The 20,980-nt window shown below is 46.8% G+C and carries 17 protein-coding genes and 1 other annotated feature (1 of these 18 running past the window's edge); of the genes, 16 read left to right on the forward strand and 1 reads right to left on the reverse strand.

All coding sequences use genetic code 11. The features are described 5' to 3' along the window. Positions 1-82: a binding site (T-box leader), on the forward strand (it extends 158 nt beyond the left edge of the window). Positions 83-292: 210 nt separating this feature from the next. The 10 genes from FD32_RS01285 to ubiE all read left to right on the forward strand — a co-directional run bounded on the left by FD32_RS01285 (position 293) and on the right by ubiE (position 10,197). Then, a complete protein-coding gene (locus tag FD32_RS01285) occupies positions 293-1,102 on the forward strand; it encodes a 2-keto-4-pentenoate hydratase (protein ID WP_047769575.1) in 810 nt (269 codons plus the stop codon). Positions 1,103-1,148: 46 nt separating this feature from the next. Beyond that, positions 1,149-2,093, forward strand: coding sequence for an L-lactate dehydrogenase (locus FD32_RS01290; RefSeq protein WP_047769573.1), 945 nt, complete (start codon positions 1,149-1,151; stop codon positions 2,091-2,093). A 196-nt stretch (positions 2,094-2,289) separates the two neighbouring features. Beyond that, positions 2,290-4,578: a P-loop NTPase family protein gene (locus FD32_RS01295; protein ID WP_047769571.1), complete on the forward strand. Its 2,289-nt coding sequence runs from the start codon at positions 2,290-2,292 to the stop codon at positions 4,576-4,578. Positions 4,579-4,630: 52 nt separating this feature from the next. Beyond that, complete coding sequence (locus FD32_RS01300; protein ID WP_047769568.1) at positions 4,631-5,497, forward strand: alpha/beta hydrolase; 867 nt, start codon at positions 4,631-4,633, stop codon at positions 5,495-5,497. Between the two features lie 4 nt (positions 5,498-5,501). Beyond that, complete coding sequence (locus FD32_RS10080; protein ID WP_169746080.1) at positions 5,502-5,663, forward strand: hypothetical protein; 162 nt, start codon at positions 5,502-5,504, stop codon at positions 5,661-5,663. A 29-nt stretch (positions 5,664-5,692) separates the two neighbouring features. Then, the gene (locus tag FD32_RS01305) at positions 5,693-6,169 is read left to right on the forward strand and encodes a nucleoside 2-deoxyribosyltransferase (protein WP_047769566.1); all 477 of its coding nucleotides are present in this window, start codon (positions 5,693-5,695) and stop codon (positions 6,167-6,169) included. A 195-nt stretch (positions 6,170-6,364) separates the two neighbouring features. After that, positions 6,365-7,174, forward strand: a complete 810-nt coding sequence (locus tag FD32_RS01310; protein WP_047769563.1) for a (Fe-S)-binding protein — start codon at positions 6,365-6,367, stop codon at positions 7,172-7,174. Positions 7,175-7,177: 3 nt separating this feature from the next. Then, positions 7,178-8,692, forward strand: coding sequence for a LutB/LldF family L-lactate oxidation iron-sulfur protein (locus tag FD32_RS01315; protein ID WP_047769561.1), 1,515 nt, complete (start codon positions 7,178-7,180; stop codon positions 8,690-8,692). Continuing rightward, positions 8,685-9,419 (forward strand): LutC/YkgG family protein, encoded by a 735-nt coding sequence (locus FD32_RS01320; RefSeq protein ID WP_047769559.1) that lies wholly within the window; start codon positions 8,685-8,687, stop codon positions 9,417-9,419. The genes FD32_RS01315 and FD32_RS01320 overlap by 8 nt, the downstream gene beginning before the upstream one ends. 67 nt (positions 9,420-9,486) lie before the next feature. Then, positions 9,487-10,197, forward strand: coding sequence for a bifunctional demethylmenaquinone methyltransferase/2-methoxy-6-polyprenyl-1,4-benzoquinol methylase UbiE (gene ubiE / locus FD32_RS01325; RefSeq protein WP_047769558.1), 711 nt, complete (start codon positions 9,487-9,489; stop codon positions 10,195-10,197). Here ubiE and FD32_RS01330 read toward each other — a convergent pair. After that, complete coding sequence (locus FD32_RS01330) at positions 10,188-10,985, reverse strand: HAD-IIB family hydrolase (protein ID WP_047769556.1); 798 nt, start codon at positions 10,983-10,985, stop codon at positions 10,188-10,190. The two genes, ubiE and FD32_RS01330, sit on opposite strands and share 10 nt — an antisense overlap. 477 nt (positions 10,986-11,462) lie before the next feature. On the opposite strand from FD32_RS01330, the gene FD32_RS01340 reads away from it, so the two are divergent. From FD32_RS01340 to FD32_RS01365, 6 genes are all read left to right on the forward strand, one after another. Continuing rightward, on the forward strand, positions 11,463-12,047 hold the full coding sequence (locus FD32_RS01340; protein ID WP_047769554.1) for a TIGR01440 family protein: 585 nt from the start codon (positions 11,463-11,465) through the stop codon (positions 12,045-12,047). Positions 12,048-12,115: 68 nt separating this feature from the next. Then, positions 12,116-12,892: a hypothetical protein gene (locus tag FD32_RS01345; RefSeq protein ID WP_047769552.1), complete on the forward strand. Its 777-nt coding sequence runs from the start codon at positions 12,116-12,118 to the stop codon at positions 12,890-12,892. A 387-nt stretch (positions 12,893-13,279) separates the two neighbouring features. Continuing rightward, complete coding sequence (locus tag FD32_RS01350; protein ID WP_047769550.1) at positions 13,280-15,499, forward strand: phospholipase D family protein; 2,220 nt, start codon at positions 13,280-13,282, stop codon at positions 15,497-15,499. A 69-nt stretch (positions 15,500-15,568) separates the two neighbouring features. Continuing rightward, complete coding sequence (locus FD32_RS01355; RefSeq protein ID WP_047769548.1) at positions 15,569-16,642, forward strand: hypothetical protein; 1,074 nt, start codon at positions 15,569-15,571, stop codon at positions 16,640-16,642. A 21-nt stretch (positions 16,643-16,663) separates the two neighbouring features. Then, complete coding sequence (locus FD32_RS01360; RefSeq protein ID WP_047769546.1) at positions 16,664-17,779, forward strand: exonuclease SbcCD subunit D; 1,116 nt, start codon at positions 16,664-16,666, stop codon at positions 17,777-17,779. 1 nt (position 17,780) lies between these two features. After that, entirely contained in the window at positions 17,781-20,885 is a 3,105-nt protein-coding gene (locus FD32_RS01365; protein ID WP_047769544.1) for an AAA family ATPase, read from the forward strand. Positions 20,886-20,980 lie beyond the last annotated feature (95 nt).

The following is a 20,980-nucleotide window of genomic DNA, read 5'->3' on the forward strand; positions in this document are numbered from 1 at the left end:
TGATATTCTTTTAATGGATGTTGGTTGAGGCGGCTCTTTAGCCGTAAAGAAAGGTGGTACCACGTTTAGAAGCGTCCTTTTTAACTCTTGGTGAGAGAGTTAAGAAGGACGCTTTTAGCGTTTTACCAAACATTTAAGGTGGTGATGAACATGTCAGACAACGACATTATTAACATTAAGAAGATATTAGAAAAATTTAAATTAAAATAGAGAAAGAAGTTAGTCGTCGTTAACGAATAGTAGGGTTGACTCCCCCAAAAGGTAACAGCGGCTAACCTTTATGGAGGATATTATGACTAAAGAAAATGTTACCTTAAACGCAAAGCAAGAATCATTCGCTCAAGCACTTTTTAACGCTTACCAGAACCACCAGCCGTTAAAGATGGCTGACTGGGATGGTGTTGTAACAGATGATGATACGGCATATGCAGTGCAGGACCGGTTCGCTGCCCTTAAAAAACTTCCGACTGGCGGATATAAGGTCTCACTGACGAGTAAGAAAACCCAGGACATGTTTGATTCTGATTGTCCACTTTACGGACAACAGGTCGATAGCCACTTTCTTCCTTCACCCGCACTTCTGTCACTTAAAAAGCAAACAATGGATCCGTTGCTTGAGGTGGAACTTGGTTTCCGCGCTACTGAAGACTTAAAACCAGATGATAGTCTGGAAGACCTCCTTCACAAGACGACCGTTTGCGGGACCGTTGAATTACCCGACTGCCGTTTTACTGACTGGTTCCCCGACCTCAACAAGTTTAATGTCATGAGTGACTGTGCTGTCGGTGGATTCGTTGTCTATGGTTTAGAACGTCCGGCTGATAAAGTGTTTGCCACTGTCGAAGATGCGGCTAACGTCAACGTGACCCTTTACCATAATGGACAAAAACAATCAAGTGGTCAGTCGAGTGAGGTGCTTGGTAACCCATTCAAATCCCTCTCCTGGCTAGTTGGTAAACTAGCAGAACAAGGAAAGGAGTTCCGCACAGGTCAGTTGGTTTCTTCCGGAACTTTCCTTCTCCCACCGCACTTAACCAAGGGGGTCTGGACCGCTAAATTTGACCACGGCTTTGGTGACGTAACTGTTAACGTTAATGATTAATTATCCAAAACTTAAATCGGGCATAGATTGAAAGGAAGTTTTTATTATGACACGAAAAGTAGCAGTATTTGGGATGGGACATGTTGGCGCAACGGTTGCTCACTACTTGGTTGCCGGTGGCTTTACAGATGATTTAGCGCTCTTTGATACAAACGAGGCCAAGGTAAACGCCGACGCCCTCGACTTTCGGGACGCCATGGCCAACCTGCCTTACCACACCAACTTAACCGTCAATGATGATTCACAGCTTGCTGATTGCGACGTGGTTGTTTCTTCCCTGGGTAAGTCAAAGCTAGTGGATACTCCAGACCATGACCGGTTTGCAGAATTTAAATTTACCCGCACCCAGGTACCATTGGTCGCTAAAAAACTTGTTGATAACGGCTTTCATGGAAAACTGGTGGATGTCACTAACCCGTGTGATGTCATCACCTCAATGTACCAAAAGTTAACTGGCCTGCCAAAGAAACACGTACTGGGGACAGGGACCCTGCTTGATTCCGCACGGATGCGTGCCTGTGTTGGTGAGGCCCTCCACGTTGATTCACGTTCAGTTGTTGGCTTCAACCTTGGTGAACACGGGAACTCACAGTTCACCGCCTGGTCGACGGTCCGTGTGTTAGGGAAACGTGTACTAGACCTAGCTAAGGAACGGGGTCTGGACTTGGCTGATATTGAAGAACATGCCCGCCAAGGTGGCTACCTGGTTTATCAAGGAAAGAAGTACACCAACTACGGGGTTGCAACCGCGGCAGTTCGGTTAACTAATGCCCTTCTGAGCGATGCCCGAACCGAAATGCCGGTTTCCAACTACCGCGAAGAGTATGGAACCTACCTATCATATCCAGCGGTTGTCGGCCGCGATGGGGTAGTTGAGCAACTCCACCTGGACTTAACTGATGAGGAAAAGGACAAGCTGGCCACTTCTGCGAAGTACATCAAGGAACGTCTCAAAGCAGAAGAAGAGCGGGCTGCCAAAGCAAATAAATAGAAAACGACTTTATAAACAACTAAAACCGATTCTTCCTGATAATTTCTTTCATATTCATTCCACAAAAGGAGTTTTCCCAACACTGGGTGACTCCTTTTTGCATTTAATAGCTTTCCAGGATAGTAGGACTTGCAAAATCGCCATAAATCAACGAAAATAAAACTAATTATTTCTTGCAGAAAGAAAAGGAATTCCTATGAGTAATGAACCAGATTTAACTAAATTAAACATTGTATTTAACGGGCAAAAAACGCCCCCATTAAAAATTAACCAGCTATTTGACTCCCGGCGGTTTAACCATTTTACGGCAATCACGGGACACGTTGAAGCAGATTTTGTCAACCAGTACCTCAGTAAATTCATCCAGGCTGAGGTTGTGATCGGTGCCCAGGAGAATGCCCGTGGTAAGAGTGCAGAAGAGGTCGTCACCAAGGTGGCCCTAACCGATGCGCTGCTTGCCGTGGCCAACAAGAAACCGGCAAAGCTTTTTGAGGCGTTGAGCAGCAGTAACCAGGCCAACATACTAAATGGTCTCTTCCAATTTGAGTACGCCCCCGTCCAGGCTATTTACTCCCGCTTTTACCTATTAAGTAATCCCGATACTGGTGACACCCGAGTCATCCTCGGTAGTATCGATTTAGACCAGGCTTCATTTGACGATCAGCATAACCAGTACAGCGAGATCTTAATCTTCGATAATGACAAGCGCCTGTTTAACAACCTGATGGACCACTTTAAACACGATATTAAGCCGGTCTTGCGGCCATACTTCTCTGACAACCTCTTGCAGGCGGCCCAAAAGCAGCTTGACGAAAGTGCTAAAGATAAGAGTGGTGGTAGCAATGTCGTTATTTTGGATAATGATACGACAAACGCAATTGCCGCGGCGGACATGACGGACATCATTAGCCACGACGTCCAGCAGCAAATGGACACTAACATCATCCCCCATGACACCACGATTTCCATGCGGAACGTGACAATGGACCGTTCCCAGGTTAAGGAGGCAATCGAACGGGATACCAAACAGCACGATACTGTTTACACCCTCCAGAAAACTTCTGTTTCACCGCGGGCGGCAAAGCCAAAAATCAAGAGCCGTGAGAAGATTTATGAGCAGGTCAAAGAGGCCCTGGTCAGTGGGATGTCGCCGCAGCAACGTTCTGCTGAAAAGAAGTACACAACATTCTTGTATGACCGGCCAATGGAGCGTAACCTGGTTAACAACAATAGTGGCCTCTACGTTCCTAATGATGCGGGTACCCACCCAATTCCGTTCGGTAAGTTAGCAACAATTAGCCAGATTCGGGAAAGTCTCAAAAGCATTGACGACGTGATGAAGGGCTACCAGAAGTACGTGATTGATTACAGCGACGACTATGGCAAACGCTTCTATGAGGCAATTCTCTACTGTTTTACCGCCCCATTCCTGTGGGAAATTCGGACTAAGGCCAGTCTTAACCCAGAAGACGGCAATGACGTTCCGAACTTCCTAATCTTTGGCGCAACAGCCGGTTCCGGGAAGTCAACCTTACTGAGAATTATCAACCAGTTGACCTGGAACACTGACCGCTCCCTGATCGATTTCGGAACGATTTATCCGGAAGAGACCGCCCAGAAGAAGAACAAGACGGTCGAAGCAATTGAACATTACATGAAAGAGGGGAGTTCCTACCCCGTCCTCCTCGATGAGATTGAGCCCTACTTTTTCCAGCAGGACCAATACAGCCGCCACTTGGTAGTTGATACGATGAACGAACTCATCAACCATCCCCAAGCGGTCGCTCCGCTGATTGGAACGACGAACTATGACTCAGGTTTCACGATGCTCCGGGAAACGGCCCGCCGGACTTACTATCTGCAAATCGATAAGGTGATTGATGACCGGCTAAAGGGCGAAGCTAACCGTTACATATATAACGTTCGTCAGACCCTTAACAACACTCTGTTCAAGGACTTCGTGATGCGGATGGCTAACTTGCTTGAAGATGATAATACTGCCTGGCGAATGTTTGACCAGAAGACGGGTCGTCTAGACTTCTTAGCAAACACCCGGAAAATCTTCAAGTCATATTACGAAATGGCTGGAATTGAAATTCCACCATACTTTGCCGATACCATCTGTGATGACTTCAAGGAAAGCTCCCGAAATACCTGGGCTAAGCTCTACCTTACCCAGGAAGATGACTTCAAATACCGGAAGGAAGACGATAGCCTCCTCTTCGATATTTCCAAGCTGAACACCCTTAACGGCTTCACTGCAGACAGTATTGAGGAGTATCGTAACGCTTTGCCAATTGAACTCTGCGTTGACGGTATTAATGGTAAGCGGGGGAAATTCGTTGAAATTAAGGCACCGGACTTCTTTAAGTGGATTGGTGAGCACAATCCATACGAGGAAGATGAACAGACGCATGAAGACAATTCAGGGCAGGCTGCTGAGGAGCCAAAGAAGAAGGGCTTCTGGGCGCGGCTTTTTGGCTAGCTAGGACAGTGCCCCTTTTCGGTTTGGCTTAGGTTTTCAGGGGATGACCACGATGAAAAAACTATTTAAAATTTTGTTGAGTCTACTGACCGGATTCATTCTTATCGGGGCTGGAATTCAGGCTTACCTGTTGCGAGGAACAGCAGGTGTCCCACTAACTAGGGCAAAGTACCGGTCCGATGTTCGTTATTCTTCAACACCGACCATTCTTATTCCTGGTTGGGGCGGCAACACGGTGACCTACCAAAAACTAATCAATTATTACCAAGAGCGCCACATTGCGCAGAAAACCCTCACTGTCTGGATTTCACCATGGGGAAACATCCGCGTCACTGGTCACCTCAATAAGGGAGATAAGAATGCACTGATCCAGGTCCTATATGATTGGAACTACGATTCAACATTTCATCCCCAGGTCAAGCAGCTTTCCAGGGCATTGTCATACCTGCATAGTCGTTACCACATCGACCGGACGAATGTAATTGTTCATTCGTATGGAGGAACCGAGTTTATGCATGCCTACCTCAACTCACCCCAGCTGCAAAAGGATCTTCAGTTGAACAAAGTCGTCTTTTTAGGGGTGCCAGTCGAGGAAAGCCTTTCATCACGGTTAAATTACCACTACCACCTGATTAAGCATTCGCGAGATAAAAACTTTATTCGTCTACGTAAACAGATGAAGGATTGGCAACCAACCGGGAAGTTAACAATCTACAACTTTATGGGAACTAAACCCGGAAGTACCCACACTGACGGCGAAGTACCGCTGATCCAGTCGGAAATGTTGAAGTCCTTAATTAAGGGCCACCCGACAATTCAGTACTATCAAAAGGTTTATCCCCAAACCACCCATCGGCAACTACACGACCGGGCGGTGATTCTTAATCAAATCGCAGATAAGTTATGGATGAAGGAGTAATAGGATGAAAAAAGAACATGGTCAAGTAACTGGGGTAATTTGGCGGGGCCCTGACGACTTAGAAACCTACCAAAAGCTTCGCCAGTATTCCTTGAAGAAGGGAATTAGTGTTTCGGCCGCGGTAAAGTTGATCATTAGCCAAACGTTAAACGCAATTGAAAAGTAGCTTTAATAAAGAGAGGATATTAGTAAGAAATGACAAAGAGCAAAACCGTTTACTTTTGTGCCGGCTGGTTTACTGACAAACAGAACAAAGCTTATCAAGACGCAATGGCCGCCATCAAGAAGAACCCGACCATTGACCTAGAAAACTCTTATGTTCCTTTGCAGCACCAGTATAAGGGGCTACGGGTAGATGAACACCCGGAACTTTTGAAAGACCGTGAGTGGGCAACTGCCACTTACAATGGCGACCGGGTTGGCGTCGCAACGTCTGACATGTTGCTTGCTGTGTACATTCCGGAAGAGGAAGACATCGGCATGGGTGTCGAACTCGGCATGGCTCAAGCACTTGGTAAGTACATTACAGTGGTTATTCCTGATGAATACTATGGTAGCTCAATTAATTTGATGAGCTGGGGAATTGCTGACAACTTCATTAAGATGTCTGAATTAGCCAACTATGATTTTAATAAACCAGGCTTCAACTTTTACGCGGGAGCCGTGTATTAATAGACGTGAGAAAAAAAGGTGGAAATAATGGTCACTTTCCCACCCTTTTTATTTGGTCCCCAGTTATAGATATTTTTGTATAATCGGGGATAATACTAATTAACACTGTCGTGGGTAACGCTTACAATGTAAGCGGGTGATAGATGAAGAAGGGAGGAAGCTCACCCCTTAATTTGCGGGGTAGAGCGTTAAATCATGGATAATCAGCCACGCGTGTGCATTTTTTCATCATGTCTAGTTGATTTACTTTTTCCAAATGTTGGTAAGGCAATGGTGCAGGTCCTAGAACGACTGGGGTGTAAGACCTTTTTGCCAAAGAAGCAGGTCTGTTGCGGCCAGCCGACTTATAACAGTGGTTATTCTAAGGGGTCACTAAAGACGTTCAAAAACGAGATTGACGCCCTCTTGAGTATTGATGCCGACTATATCGTGGGGCCCACTGGTTCCTGTGTATTCATGATTAAAGAATATGCGGGGATCTTAGCAGACGATCCAGTTTATGGCCCACGGGCAAAGAAGCTGGCTGATAAGATTTGCGAATTTAGCCAATTCATTTATCGGGTGCTTGGCATTATTGATTGTGGAGCGGAGTTAGATGCTACTATTACGGTCCACCGTTCATGTCACATGACCCGCCTGCTCGGTGAACGGACAGCGCCGTTTGTCCTTTTAGATCATGTTAAGGGGATTAAACGGGTTCCCCTGCATAACGTTCAACTATGCTGCGGTTTCGGGGGAACGTTCTCGGCTAAGGAACCTGAATTGTCGACGGCAATGGTTCAGGACAAGGTCAAAAATATTATGGATACAAAGGCCGATATTCTTGTAGGAATGGAAACTTCGTGTCTAATGAATATTGCCGGTTACATGAACCGTCATGGTGACCACATTAAGGTGATGCACATTGCGGAAGTGCTTAATCACGATGTTGACCCAAGCCGAATTAAGTACATTAAAGACACCAACGAACCAGTTGTCCCAGCCAATGGGGAAGGAGTGTTTTAGACTATGGGAATTTCAACAAGTGATAAGCCGTTTATAACGCGGGTCAAAGAAGACGAAGCTGACCACTTCATGCGGGCAGCCGTCGCCAAGGCTCAGGATGCGCAATTCATCAAGCGAACGCAAGCCCGGCGCGAGCTTGGTAATTGGAACGAGTGGCGCGATTTAGCGGAACAAATTCGTCAACACGTCTTAAAATACCTTCCTGACTACCTGGAGGAGTTTGCTGACAATGTTGAAAAACAGGACGGCCACGTTTTCTTTGCCAAAGATGAAGACGAAGCTCACAATTTTATCAAGGAATTAGCGATTGCCAAAAAGGCGAAGAATATTGTCAAATCCAAGTCAATGGTCACTACTGAAATTGACCTTGATAAAACGCTGCTTTCAATTCCGGGCGCTAACCTGTTAGAGAGTGACCTCGCTGAGTTTATCCTTCAGGAGGATAACTGGGATGAACCAACTCACATTGTCTTCCCAACCCTCCACAAAAACCGGGACCAGATCCAAAGGGAATTCCAAAAGCTCGGTTATGATGGTGATGACGATCCCCAACATGAAGCTCGCTTTGTCCGCGGTTACCTCCGGAAGTACTTCATGAAGGCGGACTTTGGAATCACCGGTTGTAACTTTGCAATCGCCGATAACGGAATGATTAACCTGGATACCAATGAAGGTAACGCTGACATCACGATGGCTATTCCTAAGACTCAGGTGGTCGTAATGGGAATGGAGCGAATCGTCCCAAGCATGAAGGAAGCGGAAGTTCTCGACAACATGCTCGCCCGGAGCGCTGTGGGGCAAAAGCTCACTACTTACTGTACCTTTACCGGCCGGAAAAAGGGCGGCGAAGTTGATGGCCCTGATGATTTCTGGGTTGTAATTGTGGACGATGGTCGTTCCAAGGCACTGGGGACCGAATTTGAACCGATTCTGCAGTGCATCCGTTGTGGAGCCTGCATGAACGTTTGCCCAGTTTACCGGCAGGTTGGTGGAAAAGGCTACGGTTCAATTTATCCTGGGCCTTTAGGAGAAGTCCTTTCCCCAATCTTAGGGGGCTATGAGAAGTTTAAGGACCTTCCCTATGCCTGCTCACTTTGTGCAGCTTGCACCGAAACCTGCCCAGTAAAAATTCCGCTCCAGCACCTGATTCGTGAGCACCGGATTGTCGAGATGGATGGTAAGCATATGGACCATAGTATGACCAACCTGATCCTAAAGATGGTTGGCAAGGGAACCCAATCCCCATTCCTGTTTGGTTCTGCCATGAAGATGGCCCATCCTGCAAGTAACATGTTCTCACAAACGGAACAGCCCGGGGCCGTTGAAGGAATGTATGATGAAGGAAAAATTGACTACGTACCGAAGATTGTGCCAAAGTTAATTCATGGTTGGATTGACACGCGGGACGTCCCTCGGCCAGTAAAGGCAAAGGAGAACTTCCGGCACTGGTTTAAAGATCACAAACCAGAAGAGATGGCACCAGTAGTAAAAAAGGAAGGGGGGCATGCCAATGACTAGTCTGCTTGACCAAGCAAATAATAAGGATAATCGTGAACAGTTCTTGAACCGGATTGCAAAGGCAGCCGGTCGTCCTCGTCATGCGTTGAAGGATCACCCATTTAAGCCCCTTAATACCCTTCCTGATGACTTGTTAGCGGATAAGAGTCCGGAAGAACTGCTTAACATTGCTATTAAAAACAGTGAATCAGTAAATGCTCAGGTGGTATTAAAGCCGGCCGCTCAATTAGCCGATTTTCTTACCGCATATGCTAAGCAGGAAAATATTAGTCACCTTTTGCTGCCAAACAATACCCCGGAAGAATGGGAAAAGTATGGCCTGATGGAATGGAGCAAGAATCCCGGCGTGGAAAACGTTGCTGTCTGGTCAGATAAACTGAGCCGGCAGGAAAATGAGGAGAATGCCAACCAAGCCGACCTCGCCGTGGGAATGGGTGATTATTTGATTGCCGCCACTGGAACCGTTACGGTAATCAACCGGTCAGCTCAGGGGCGGGGCTTCGATTACCTTCCAACCCGGTTGCTTTTGATCGTTCCAAAGAGCGGTCTTGTTAAGTCTACACGGGAGGCGGTCAACAAGTATAATGAGCAAACCGCCAATGGCCTGTCGACGTCTACGTTTAACTTCATTTCGGGCCCTTCCAATTCGGGTGATATTGAAATGGAATTAGTCGTGGGGGTCCATGGTCCCGTTGAATGTACCTACCTTATTGTTGAAGATCGGTAAAATAAAGTCCCCGGTACCTGTATAATAGATACCAGGGATTTTATTTTGTCTAAATGGAGGAAAATTAATGACAAGAACTAATAATCACTCTGAAAAAGAGGTAAGCCAGCTTTTCTCACGAATTGCTGGGCGCTATGACCTAATGAATAACGTAATTAGTTTAGGAACCCAGGAACTCTGGCGAAAAAAGCTCTTTCAACAATTAAAGGTTGCCCCAGGAGCAGATTGTTTGGACCTGTGTTGCGGAACCGGTGACCTAACGATTGAACTAGCTCGGCGATCAGGACCGAGTGGTCGGGTAATCGGTCTCGACTTTAACGCTGCCATGCTGGCAATTGCGGATAAGAAGATCCGCCAATTAGACCTCAGCAAGGACATTGAACTGGTCCAGGCCGATGCCATGCACCTGCCATTTCCCGATAACTCCTTCTCGGTGGTGACGATTGGCTTTGGCCTGCGTAATGTTCCAGATGCGGATCAAGTATTAACGGAGAGTTACCGGGTACTCAAGAAGGGCGGACAATTTGCCTGCCTTGAGATGTCCCAGCCGACGAACCCTCTCGTAAAAGCTGGCTGGCGGGCGTACTTCAGGTTCTTCCCCTGGCTGGCCCAGTTAGCAGGAGCCAGCCGTAAGGACTACCGTTACCTCAAGCAGACGGCCCAGGAGTTTGTGTCCGCCAAGCAGCTGCTTGCCATGATGAAGGTGGCTGGTTTCAAGAACTGTACCTATTCGCCGCTCAACATGGGAGCTGCTGCCCTCCATATTGGTTACAAGTGAAAGAGACGCTCGACTTCTTTTAGTAATCCGGCGTGATTATTATCGAAGGTGGTAACCTGGTCAGCAACCGCCAAGAGGTCTGGCGTAGCGTTCTTCATTGCTATGCCCCGGCCGGCCGCCCTGAGCATTTCAATATCGTTTGAGGTGTCCCCGAACGCAATTAGTTGCCGGAGGTTGCCGCCGGTTTGTTTAACGAATTGCTCCAGCCCAGCCGCCTTGTTTACTCCAGCCGGGATAATGTCGATCCCAAACGCCCCACTGTAGGTAGCGTTAACCGTTGGAAAGGCCTGATTAATCTTTCGAACAATCGTGTTAACTTTTTCCAGGCGGGGCCGTTGTTTAAACCAGCTAACGTTCAGGTTGTAGATGGGTTCCGTGATATCGGCTAACTGGTGAAAGTAAGCATGATGGGGATAAAAGGGAACTGGAACATTAATGAATTGGTCAGCAATGTAAGTTTGGCTAGCTCCTGAAACCGACAGCAGATCTGGGGTCGGAAGGGTGCTGATGAACCTGAGTAATTCCTCAAGGACGGGGCGCTGGTGGGGATAATCACTGTTTTCCCGACCATTAACGAAGATCCGTCCACCGTTTTCGGCGACGAAGTTATTTACTTTCCCCTTGAACATGGTCAGTAAGGCGTCTAAACTGTTTCCGCTGGCGATAATGAAGGTGATGCCACGCTGCTGAAGAGCAGTAATATCTTTAACGAGCCGTTTTTCATCATAGTGATCATGGTCGTCTAACAGGGTGCCATCAACATCTACCGCAATGTATTTAATCTTCATCGTTAGTCCTCCTTGTTAGATTGATTATAACAGGGGTGGTGTTTGTTTGCTTTAACTTTTGAAGTGGGGTGCTATAATTAAACTGTTGGGCGCCCTTAGTGTAACGGATAGCACATGAGATTTCGGTCCTCATAATCCGAGTTCAAGTCTCGGGGGGCGCATTTTTTAAGAGTCGTGAAGAGTCTTGTAAAATTGTAGAACCGCTGTAAACGCCGTAAAGACGGTACTTTGCAGCGGTTTTTATTTTTAATGAATCCTGAGGAAAACTGTGAAAATTTATTTTTGGCACACATTGCTCGCCGAGCTCATTTAAGATTACTGACTAAGAATAACTATCAAAAACATGATAATTTCCTATTTTATGAAATTTCAGCAAGCTCGCTCTATTTTGGCCTTGGTGACAATCTTCTCTGCCTAATTCCCCAAGAAGAGGGTGAATTATGCTAAACTATGGAAGTTAAAGGGAGGGGTATTTTAATGAGTATTGACCTAACGCAAATCAAGAAACAGACCAAGCAAGGCCTTACTGAGCTGCTCAACCAGGCTCACCTCCAACAAGGAGATGTCCTCGCAGTGGGCCTGAGTACAAGTGAAGTGCGCGCTGAACAAATTGGTGAAGCCCCAAGTATGGAAATTGGCCGGGCCGTCATCAAAACAATCATTGAAACGCTGCGACCGTTAGGCATTCACCTTGCTGTTCAGGGCTGTCAGCACCTGAACCGCGCCCTCGTTGTCGAACGGGCCGTCGCAAAGGAACGCGGGCTCGAAATCGTGATGGTGTACCCGCAGATCCATGCCGGTGGTGCGGGACAAATTGCGGCTTTTGAAAATATGGATGACCCAGTCGAAGTCGAGCACATTCAGGCCGAGGCGGGGATGGACATTGGTGATACGTCCATCGGGATGCAGGTCAAGTTTGTCCAGGTCCCGGTCAGGACCTCAATTAAGGAAATTGGCAATGCTCACACGACCTACCTGCGTTCTCGGCCAAAATATATTGGGGGACCACGGGCAAAATATGAATGGGATCCCTTCAACAAGAAAAGTTTTGCTAATAACTAGACCTTTTCTTGAATAATTCGTGATAGAATAGAAAAAGATATCTTAAAAATGAATGGTGTTATATAAAAATGAATACAATGAATATCCTAATAATAATTGCGGTTGTCGTCGTAATTATTTTATTGTTTGAGTTCCTACGGCAAGTTCATAACATCCGCAACGGGCGGAATAACGTTAGTAGCGGAAGAGTATTTTTGAACCGGTTCTTAGTTCTGGTCCTGTTAGTAAGCCTGGTTGGCATGGGGGTCTCTGCATATGCGGACCACCACCAAGCGAAAACAGAAGAGGCAACTCCTGCTCCAGCAAAGACGGTTTCTAGTTCTACTCAGGATGACCAGATTATGCTTGACTTTAACAATAAGGTTAGTCTCAACGATAACAATGAAGTCAAGGTCAAGATTAAGGTTTCACCAGACACCAAAGTTGTTATTCGGGGAAAGCGGACCGACACCAAGTACGCTGAGTTCAAATCTTCAAAGAGTGACGGCACCTTTACGAAGACCGTTACCCTTGATTACTCCGGTGATTACAAGGTCATTGCGACCCGCGGAGACAAGAAGGTTGTCAAGCACTTGACTGTCGAGGACAGCGACTCGGACAGCTCATCGTCATCTTCTTCTGAGTCATCATCGTCTTCTTCCGGCTCCGCAAGCAGCCACAGTTCTTCGACCAGCTCAACGAGCAGCCATAGTAGTAATAACAATAGCAGCTCCACCAATAACTCGACTGGCTCGTCAAACAGTTCGAACCGGGCACAAAGCAGTAATGCGGGGGGAAACTATTACCGGCCAAGCGCACCTGCACAGCAGCCAAACTACTCAGTTAACACTACCGTTGGCGAGTAAGCTTAAATAATAAAAGTCACCTATCAGCTAATAGGTGGCTTTTTTGTATGAATAAAAAGAGGCCGACATCAAAGAGGGATGATGTCGACCAGGTAAGATAGGGAAGTCTCACACTAAGTAACACTCAAATGGTTTCTAGGAAAGAGCATTATTTAGATTCTGGGGGAGTTAAGTAGTAAATCCATAAACTACCTAACACACTTATTATATGATTATTAAAATAAAAGTCAATTATTTAACTAAATAATATCGAACCCTTTTAGAAACCTTAAATATGGCGTTTTCTCAATAAACTATTGATAAATAAATTGTGGATAGTATCTTACATTCGCTAATCATTTTGCAATCTAGTAGAATAAGAGGGGAATACGAATGGGAGGATCCACGATGCTGACAATATACGATCTCAATAAGCAGCAGATGCTTAATCAACCTGACTTCTTTTCACTGCTGGATGGTTACGATTACTTTGAAGGGGTTTCTTTCGTAAGTGGTTTTAAGATTATTGATCAGGAGCTGTTGTCCCGGTTTAGACAAGTTAACCTAATCTTGGGTCTGGAAGATCAGCAGACCAGTCAAGCGATGAACCAATTCTTTAATATTAGCCAACGGGCAAAGGCGTTAGCAAGCACTAGTGATAATTTTATTAGCCGTCTGGCAGACCAAACCCTCCACTTAAAGTTTACCAAGGGGCCGCTTTTTCACAGCAAGTACTTCATCCTTCGTTCGGGTGATTATTTTCGCTTATTTAACGGTTCAATGAATTTAACCAAGCGGGCAACGAGTTCTAACCACGAGTTAATGTGGATGTATACCGGGACAACTGACGATCCATTATATCAAGCTCACCATCAGCTATTTCTAAAGAATTTCAATGAGGATAGTGCTGAGTACCTTGACCGCAAGATTATCGACCAGCTCAAGAATAAGAGCCGCCAAGAAATCGGTGAATTATTGACAACCGATGTCTTAAACGCGGTTGAAAGCAACGAAGTCAAATTTTCTCCCGAAGACGTGCGCAAGGTTGTTGCCAAAAGGGCTGTTACCGACGATTCCTACGAATTGCTTCCTCAGGCCGCAACGGAGATCGTCAAAGCCATTTACACGCCGAAGGGGAACAAACGCCGGACGCCACAGCAAACCCAGGAGAAAGTCAAGAAAATCGTTTACCAGTCCTTCAAGGATGATAAGCAGACCGCTGACGTTCCAGCAAGTTCCTTGTACCCCAAGCCAATGTGGTCATACAGTGATAAGGGTGAGTTGATTGTCCAGGACCCGACAACTAATCACTTCTACCCCCTCCAGGCAGACATCAGCACTGTCAGCCGTGAGGACGTTGTAAACTTTATTCAGATTATCAAGAGTTTCCGCTATAACAAGGTCCGAGACGAAAGTCAACAGGCACTCTCTGCCTTTATGTATTTGATGACGGCACCGTTAATTTGGAAGATCCGCCAAATTTACCGGGATTCTAACTTTGCTAAGAGTCCTGACCAGGTCCCCGTTTCGATGGTCCTAATTGGACGGGGAACGACGGGAAAAACTTTACTAGTTCGTGACTACTTTAAGCGTTTTATCGGCGATCACTCAGATAGTATCGAATACCTCCAAATTAATCAGGGAATTAGTTCCCATACTAACCGGGCAGTCGACTTTCTCGGCCACTATCTGCAGTCGGGGCGGTTTGTTTCACCGATGATTATTGATGAATTAAATGATAACTTCCTCCACAGTAAGGTTTCCACTAACGCCATCAAACAGTGGTCCAACACAATCAAGGGCATCCACAATGTCAACATCTTTGCCATGAATCATAATGCCGGAAGCCGTAGCATTAATAACCTTGAGGAAATTACCAAACGAGTTTACTACCTTTCTTTTGAAGCTGGGTGGCTGGAAATGGACCAGCAGAAGTACAACTTCGAGATTCTGGTTAATAACACGAACGACCACATTTACCGTTACGTCACCCATGAATTAAATGATCGGCTGAATAACCTTTCCGGGATCGACGAAAGTAACCTGGTAGATGACTATTTGAGCCAAACGAAGGCCATCGTAAAAAAACTGCTTGCTCATTTCAACCTAGAAGGCGAGCTCGCAGATATTATCGATGAGAACTATAACTACAAGGTTGACCGTAACCGAATCACCTGGAAGATGCTGATTAGAGATGATGGCTTCCAGCACATTGCTTTTACGTCAGGGGATGACCAACAGTTTACGGTCTCCAAGGCCATCTTCAATAATCTGAAGGGAAGTGCCTACGAAAATATTAACCAGACCCTCGATAACTACTTCAATATGTTTCCCCGGGAATTAGGAATTGCTATCTACCAGTACGATAACGGGATGATTTTAAATATTGATAAGTTTGACCACTACATTGGCGAGCCCCTTATTCGTAACTACTACAACAAGGTTCATAAGAGTGAACGTCAAGATGACCAACTGGCGGAGATGCTTAAGCTCCAGAAAAAGCGCGATGAGCAAAACGCCCAGGTTATTCAGGATCAGACAAAAATCATGAATCAGATGATGAAACAGATGAAGGACCAACAAGATACCAAGAAGAAGGGGCTGTTCTCGCGGCTCTTCCGGAAATAAATTCAGTAAACCAAAACTGATATAATCTTGGCAATGTAACTTAACCGACTTTCAAAAGGAGTTATTATCATGGCTGTCAACCTTGTTTATACCGCTAAGAGCGGTAATCGAACCTACTGGACCGCTAACAATAGTTTCTCGCGAAAAGACTTTGCCCGTCGGAAGTGGCCGGAGCAGTCAGCATTGGAACAAGACATCCCCAAGCTAATGGATAAGTTTCCAACGGCCTTTAGGAACCGCCGCCGCGAGCGATTAGCTGCCTTTGACCTTGAAAAAGGGACAATTACACCGTTAAGACTGAGGGGTGACGACCACCCACAGAAGGACAGTTCACAGCAGATATACCCAATTTCGTTAGCGGATAATAAAGTTTTTGCAATCGCAATTGATAATGCTTCGTGCCGGTTCTTCTACAACAGCAGTGGCCGGGACGGATCACTCGTCAGCACCCTCAACCAGACTGTTAAGCGGTGGAACGACCAGCGAAAGGCGGAGGTGACGGCCACTAATGTTCAGAATAATCAACGACTATGGAAAAAATACCCTGCCTTAGATCCCGCCCAACTAACGGTGATTGATTTGAGTACCGGACTCACCGTTTGGCCACGTGAAGTCAATCATGGGGCAAATCCAAAAGCAGCTGATTTTGATACCAAGCTGGTGCAGCACCTGGTGATGCGTCTCCATACGCAGCTCACTGAGCATTTTGATCCGGCGATAAATAATTTGCCAGTCAGTCGGCAACTACGTAGTGCCCCCTTACCCGTGGTCGATTTTACTAAATATAATGCGCAGAAGGTCTTTGATGCCTTATCATATCTTGCACTGGCACTAACTCAGAAGGAGCAAGTTGACCATTTGTTGGCTCAATACGATGGAGATATTCTTCAAGACTATCTCCATACAGTGGAAATGGTTGATGTCAGTCAGTTGGACACCGAAAAATTTGCGGAGCACTTGCATCAAGTCCGGTTAAAGCGCCGCCGGGTCAAAGACCTCGCGATTTTGCTAGGGGCACTCGCCGACAATTTTGACCCCGAGAAGATTCTCAAGGCTTTGTGGGGGAACCCGTCACTAAAGAACCAGTACTATGTCCGCAATCAGGAGGTCGGGGATGACCTGTTAGAAATGATCCAGGATTAACATGATTTTAGGAGGACTTTGATGCGATTTTTACATACGGCAGATTGGCACATTGGTAAAACCCTCAACGGCTTTAGCTTACTGAATGACCAGCGTGAACTTTTCAAGCAAATTGAGCGCGTGGCAAAGGCAGAACGGGTTGATGCCATTGTCATTGCCGGAGACCTTTATGATTCGAGCATCCCCAACGAGACGGCCGTTCGCGTTTTAAACGGTATGCTTAAGCAGCTAAACCTCGTTGATAAATTTCCAGTCCTGGCCATCAGTGGGAACCATGATTCGGCCCCCCGCCTGAGTACCGGAGCCGACTGGTTTTCATTCCAGAACTTCTTCTTACAGACTAGCCTTGAAGGAGCCTTTAACCCGGTAGTCCTGGAAGATACCCAATTCTTCCTCCTCCCGTTCTTTGGTATCCAAACAGTTCGCAATTATTTCAACGATCCGAAGATTAAGAACGTTGACCTGGCAATGCAGCGAATCGTGGCTGAAATGGAGAAGTCGTTTGTCCCAGATAAGAAGCACGTCCTAATTGCTCACTTTTTTGCAGCCGGGAGTAAAAGAACAGCGGATTCCGAAACATTAATTGAGGTTGGGGGACTTAGTCCGGTTTCTACAAAAACACTGGCACCATTTGATTACGTTGCCCTCGGCCACCTTCACAATAAAAACGCCCTCCATGATGAGCGAATCAAGTATAGCGGCTCACCGATGAAGTTTTCCGTCTCGGAGGCCAAGCAGGAGAAGGGGATGTGGTTAGTGGATACTGACCCCTTCCAGGTCAAGTGGATCCCCCTAAAGCCGGTCCACGATATCCACCTCCTGAAGGGTAGCTTTGCTGAACTAGCTAAGGATGCTGCACAGCAACCGACTGACGATTTCTATGACATTGAACTGACTGACCAGGGAAGAATTCCCGATGTGCTAAACCGCTTGCGGGCTTATTATCCCAAGATAGTGGCCCTTCACCGGACTGCTTTCGCACAAATGACCCGTAACCAGGCTAACACCAAGCGGGCTCAAGCGGCGCCTTTAGACCTTTTGACCGACTTTTATAGCGAAACAACCGGGAACCAGTTATCACCTACCCAATTAAAGGTGGCCAAGTCAACACTTAGTGAAATTGAAGGGAGTAAGTAGGATGCGACCAGAGAAAATCATTCTTGACTACTTTGGGCCATATAAACATGAAGGAATTGACTTTACCCAGTTCTATGACCGTTCCCTTTTTCTGGTTGCGGGAAACACTGGAGCGGGGAAGACGACAATCTTTGATGCCATGTGCTACGCCCTTTTTGGTCAAACAACAAACGATCGTGACCGCTCCGCAACGGACCTGCGTTCCGACTTTGCTCCCGCCGATCAGGAAACTAAGGTATCGTTCACCTTTAACCATCATGGAACACGTTATCGGATAACCCGGCGCCCCAAACAGGTCCTTCAGGGAAAGCGAGGGAAACTGATTCAGCATAATCAGGCCGTTAGCCTCATCTACCCACTAGACTCTTCTGCACCCTACGAGCTAACTAAGGTGAAGGATGTTGATTCCTTTATCGTGGACCTTCTCAACATGACCAAGGACCAATTTAAGCAGATTGTCCTCTTACCCCAAGGCAAGTTCCGCCAATTCTTGGACTCTAATAGTAATGATAAGGAAACGCTCTTGCGGGACCTCTTTGGGACCAGTCTATACGCTAAATGGTCTGAAAAGCTCAAGGACCAGCTCCGGGGCCAGAAAAGCAACTGGGAAAAGCAGCGAACACAAATCCAGTCGGCCAAGGAATCCCTTACCCAGGTCGATTCCCAGTTACCAAATAGTCAGTGGGGTACCGCTGCAGCAGAATATTCCGCATCGTTGGGCCAACAGCTCAGTAGTTTAAAAGCCAGCCAGCAGCAGCTACAAAAGAATGTTGATGGGTACAATGATCAATTACACAATGAGCAACAGCTCAAAAAGGCCTTCCAGGAGCTAGCGGAGGTCAAAAAGAAGGAGAAAGTCCTACTTGAACAACGGTCCAGCATTGAAGAGATTTCGCAACGGGTGAACGACCTCCAGTGGTTTCAAAAGCACCAGTTGCTCTATCACCAGTGGCAGTCTGACAAGAAACGTAGCGACCAGCTGGAAGCCAAAATAGGGGAGTTAAGTACAGAATTAGCCGATAAGCGAACTAAGCATGCGGCGATGACTGCGGAGCTGAATAAGCTTCAGGACCAAGAAGCAAAGATTAACGACTTGAAACGCCAACATGACCAGCTAAAAGAAGTTCTTCCGCTATTTCAAGACCTTGATGCGGCACGGTCAAAGGTGGCGACACTGACTAAAGAAGTTGCGGATAAGCGAAGGAAGGAAAAGGCTGTCCAGGTTAATGTAACCCATTTGACTAGTCAACAGGCGCAGCTTACTGACCAGTTGAAAATCAAGGACCACTTGACTGCAGAAGAGGTCAAGCTTGCCAAGAAACAAGCCGCATATCAACGCCTGCTTCAGGAAAGTCAAGAACTCAAATTGCTGGTCGATAAGCAACTAGCAATTCAGGAGCAGAACAAAAAACTGGCAGATAAACTCCAACGCCAAAAAGCCACTGCCGATAGTCAAAAGAACTATTACGAAGATCTTAACGACGCATATGCCCGCCAGCAAATTGCTGAATTAGCTACCCGCTTAAAACCGGGTAGCCCATGCCCAGTTTGTGGTTCGCTTGACCACCCCCAGCCAGCCCATTTCTCCCAAGATGGGCCCGTGGTTACCGAAGAGCAAGTCAAGCAGGCCCTTGCCGAGCTGCAAAGCTTGCGCACCACTGTTGCCAAACTTAGTGAGCAACTGCGGCAGGGAGAACGGAACGCTAGTGATCTGGGTAAGCAGATCGATAAATCACGTGCGGTGGTTAGTGAGGACCTGGGCGTTGACAGCCTCCCGAAAGACGACGGAGAGAAACTAATTACTAACTACGGCGAACAGCTTGCACAACAGGAGAAAGGCCTGCGAGACCAGCAGAAACTGGTTCACGACTGGCAAGACCAATTAAGCGCCGTCAATGATCAGCTAACAGGGCAACAAGATAAGCTCAGCCGGATCAAGGTGGCCATCACCCAATTAAACCGGGATTTAGCGACGAGTCAAACCAGGCTGGACGAAAAGCAGGGGAGGTTGCCGGCTAATTTTACCGACAGTGCGGTCGCTAAAAATCAACTTAAAAAATGGCAACGAGAAATTGATAAGCATAAGGACCACCTATTAAGTTGCCAGAGTAAAGAACAGGATTTGGCCGAAGAGGTTGCCGTTGTCCGCAGCCAAATTAGTCAAGCAAAGGAAAATCAAGCAAGGCTGAAAGAAGAGCAGGGAAAAGCTCATACGGAACTTACCAACGCCCTAAATGATTACCGCCGTGACCTGTCCTGGTCTTTCCTTCAGGAAGCCGCGGAAGACTTAGACGAACTGGAACAGTATCAACAAAGGGTTCAAACGTACCAGGGTGCCTTGCACGACACACAAGTCCAGTATGACCGTCTCCAGGCCCAGATAAAGGGGAAAAAGCAGCCAGATATTGAGGAAACTAAAGCTTCCTTGTCGGCGGCCCAACAGCAGGCGGCGGCCATCCAAGAAAAAATTGGCCAAGTGCGGGGACAACAAAAACTAGCCCAGGAAATCACGGGTAGAGTGGCCCGGCTAATGAGTAATAATCAACAATTAGATGAGCGTATCAGTGAATTACAAACACTTACCGACGTTATTGCGGGAAATACAATTACCCACATCAGTCTGGAGCGCTATGTCCTTCAATCTTATTTCCGGGACGTCTTAATTGTGGCCAATTCGCAATTAGCCCAACTTACGAACGGACGGTACCAATTTGAGCTTGCTAACGAGAGTCATGGGGCCGGTGCAAAGTGGACGGGCTTAGAGGTCAATATTTATGATGATAATGCCGGTAAAACGCGGAGTGCCCGGACATTATCGGGGGGTGAGAGCTTTATGGCTTCACTGGCCCTTTCTCTAGCCCTCTGCCAGATTATCCAAGAGCAGAGTGGGGGAATCAGCATTGATGCCTTCTTTATTGATGAAGGTTTCGGTTCTTTAGATCAGCAGGCACTGATGGATGCCCTCCGCTCTTTACAGGCGCTTGGTGGCCACCGGATGATTGGAATCATCAGTCACGTCACTGAACTAGAAGACCAGATTCCTGACCAACTGATCGTCACCGCGCACCAGGGAAGGAGCACGGTCAGCTACCGACATGATTTCTAACGACAAAAAGCCACTGCAGTCAACAATTGATTGCAGTGGCTTTTGCTAGTGCGCCCGGCATGGGTATTAGCTAGGTGGTGAAAGTCCACTATGGG

The sequence above is a fragment of the Limosilactobacillus panis DSM 6035 genome, from assembly GCF_001435935.1.
GTDB lineage: Bacteria > Bacillota > Bacilli > Lactobacillales > Lactobacillaceae > Limosilactobacillus > Limosilactobacillus panis.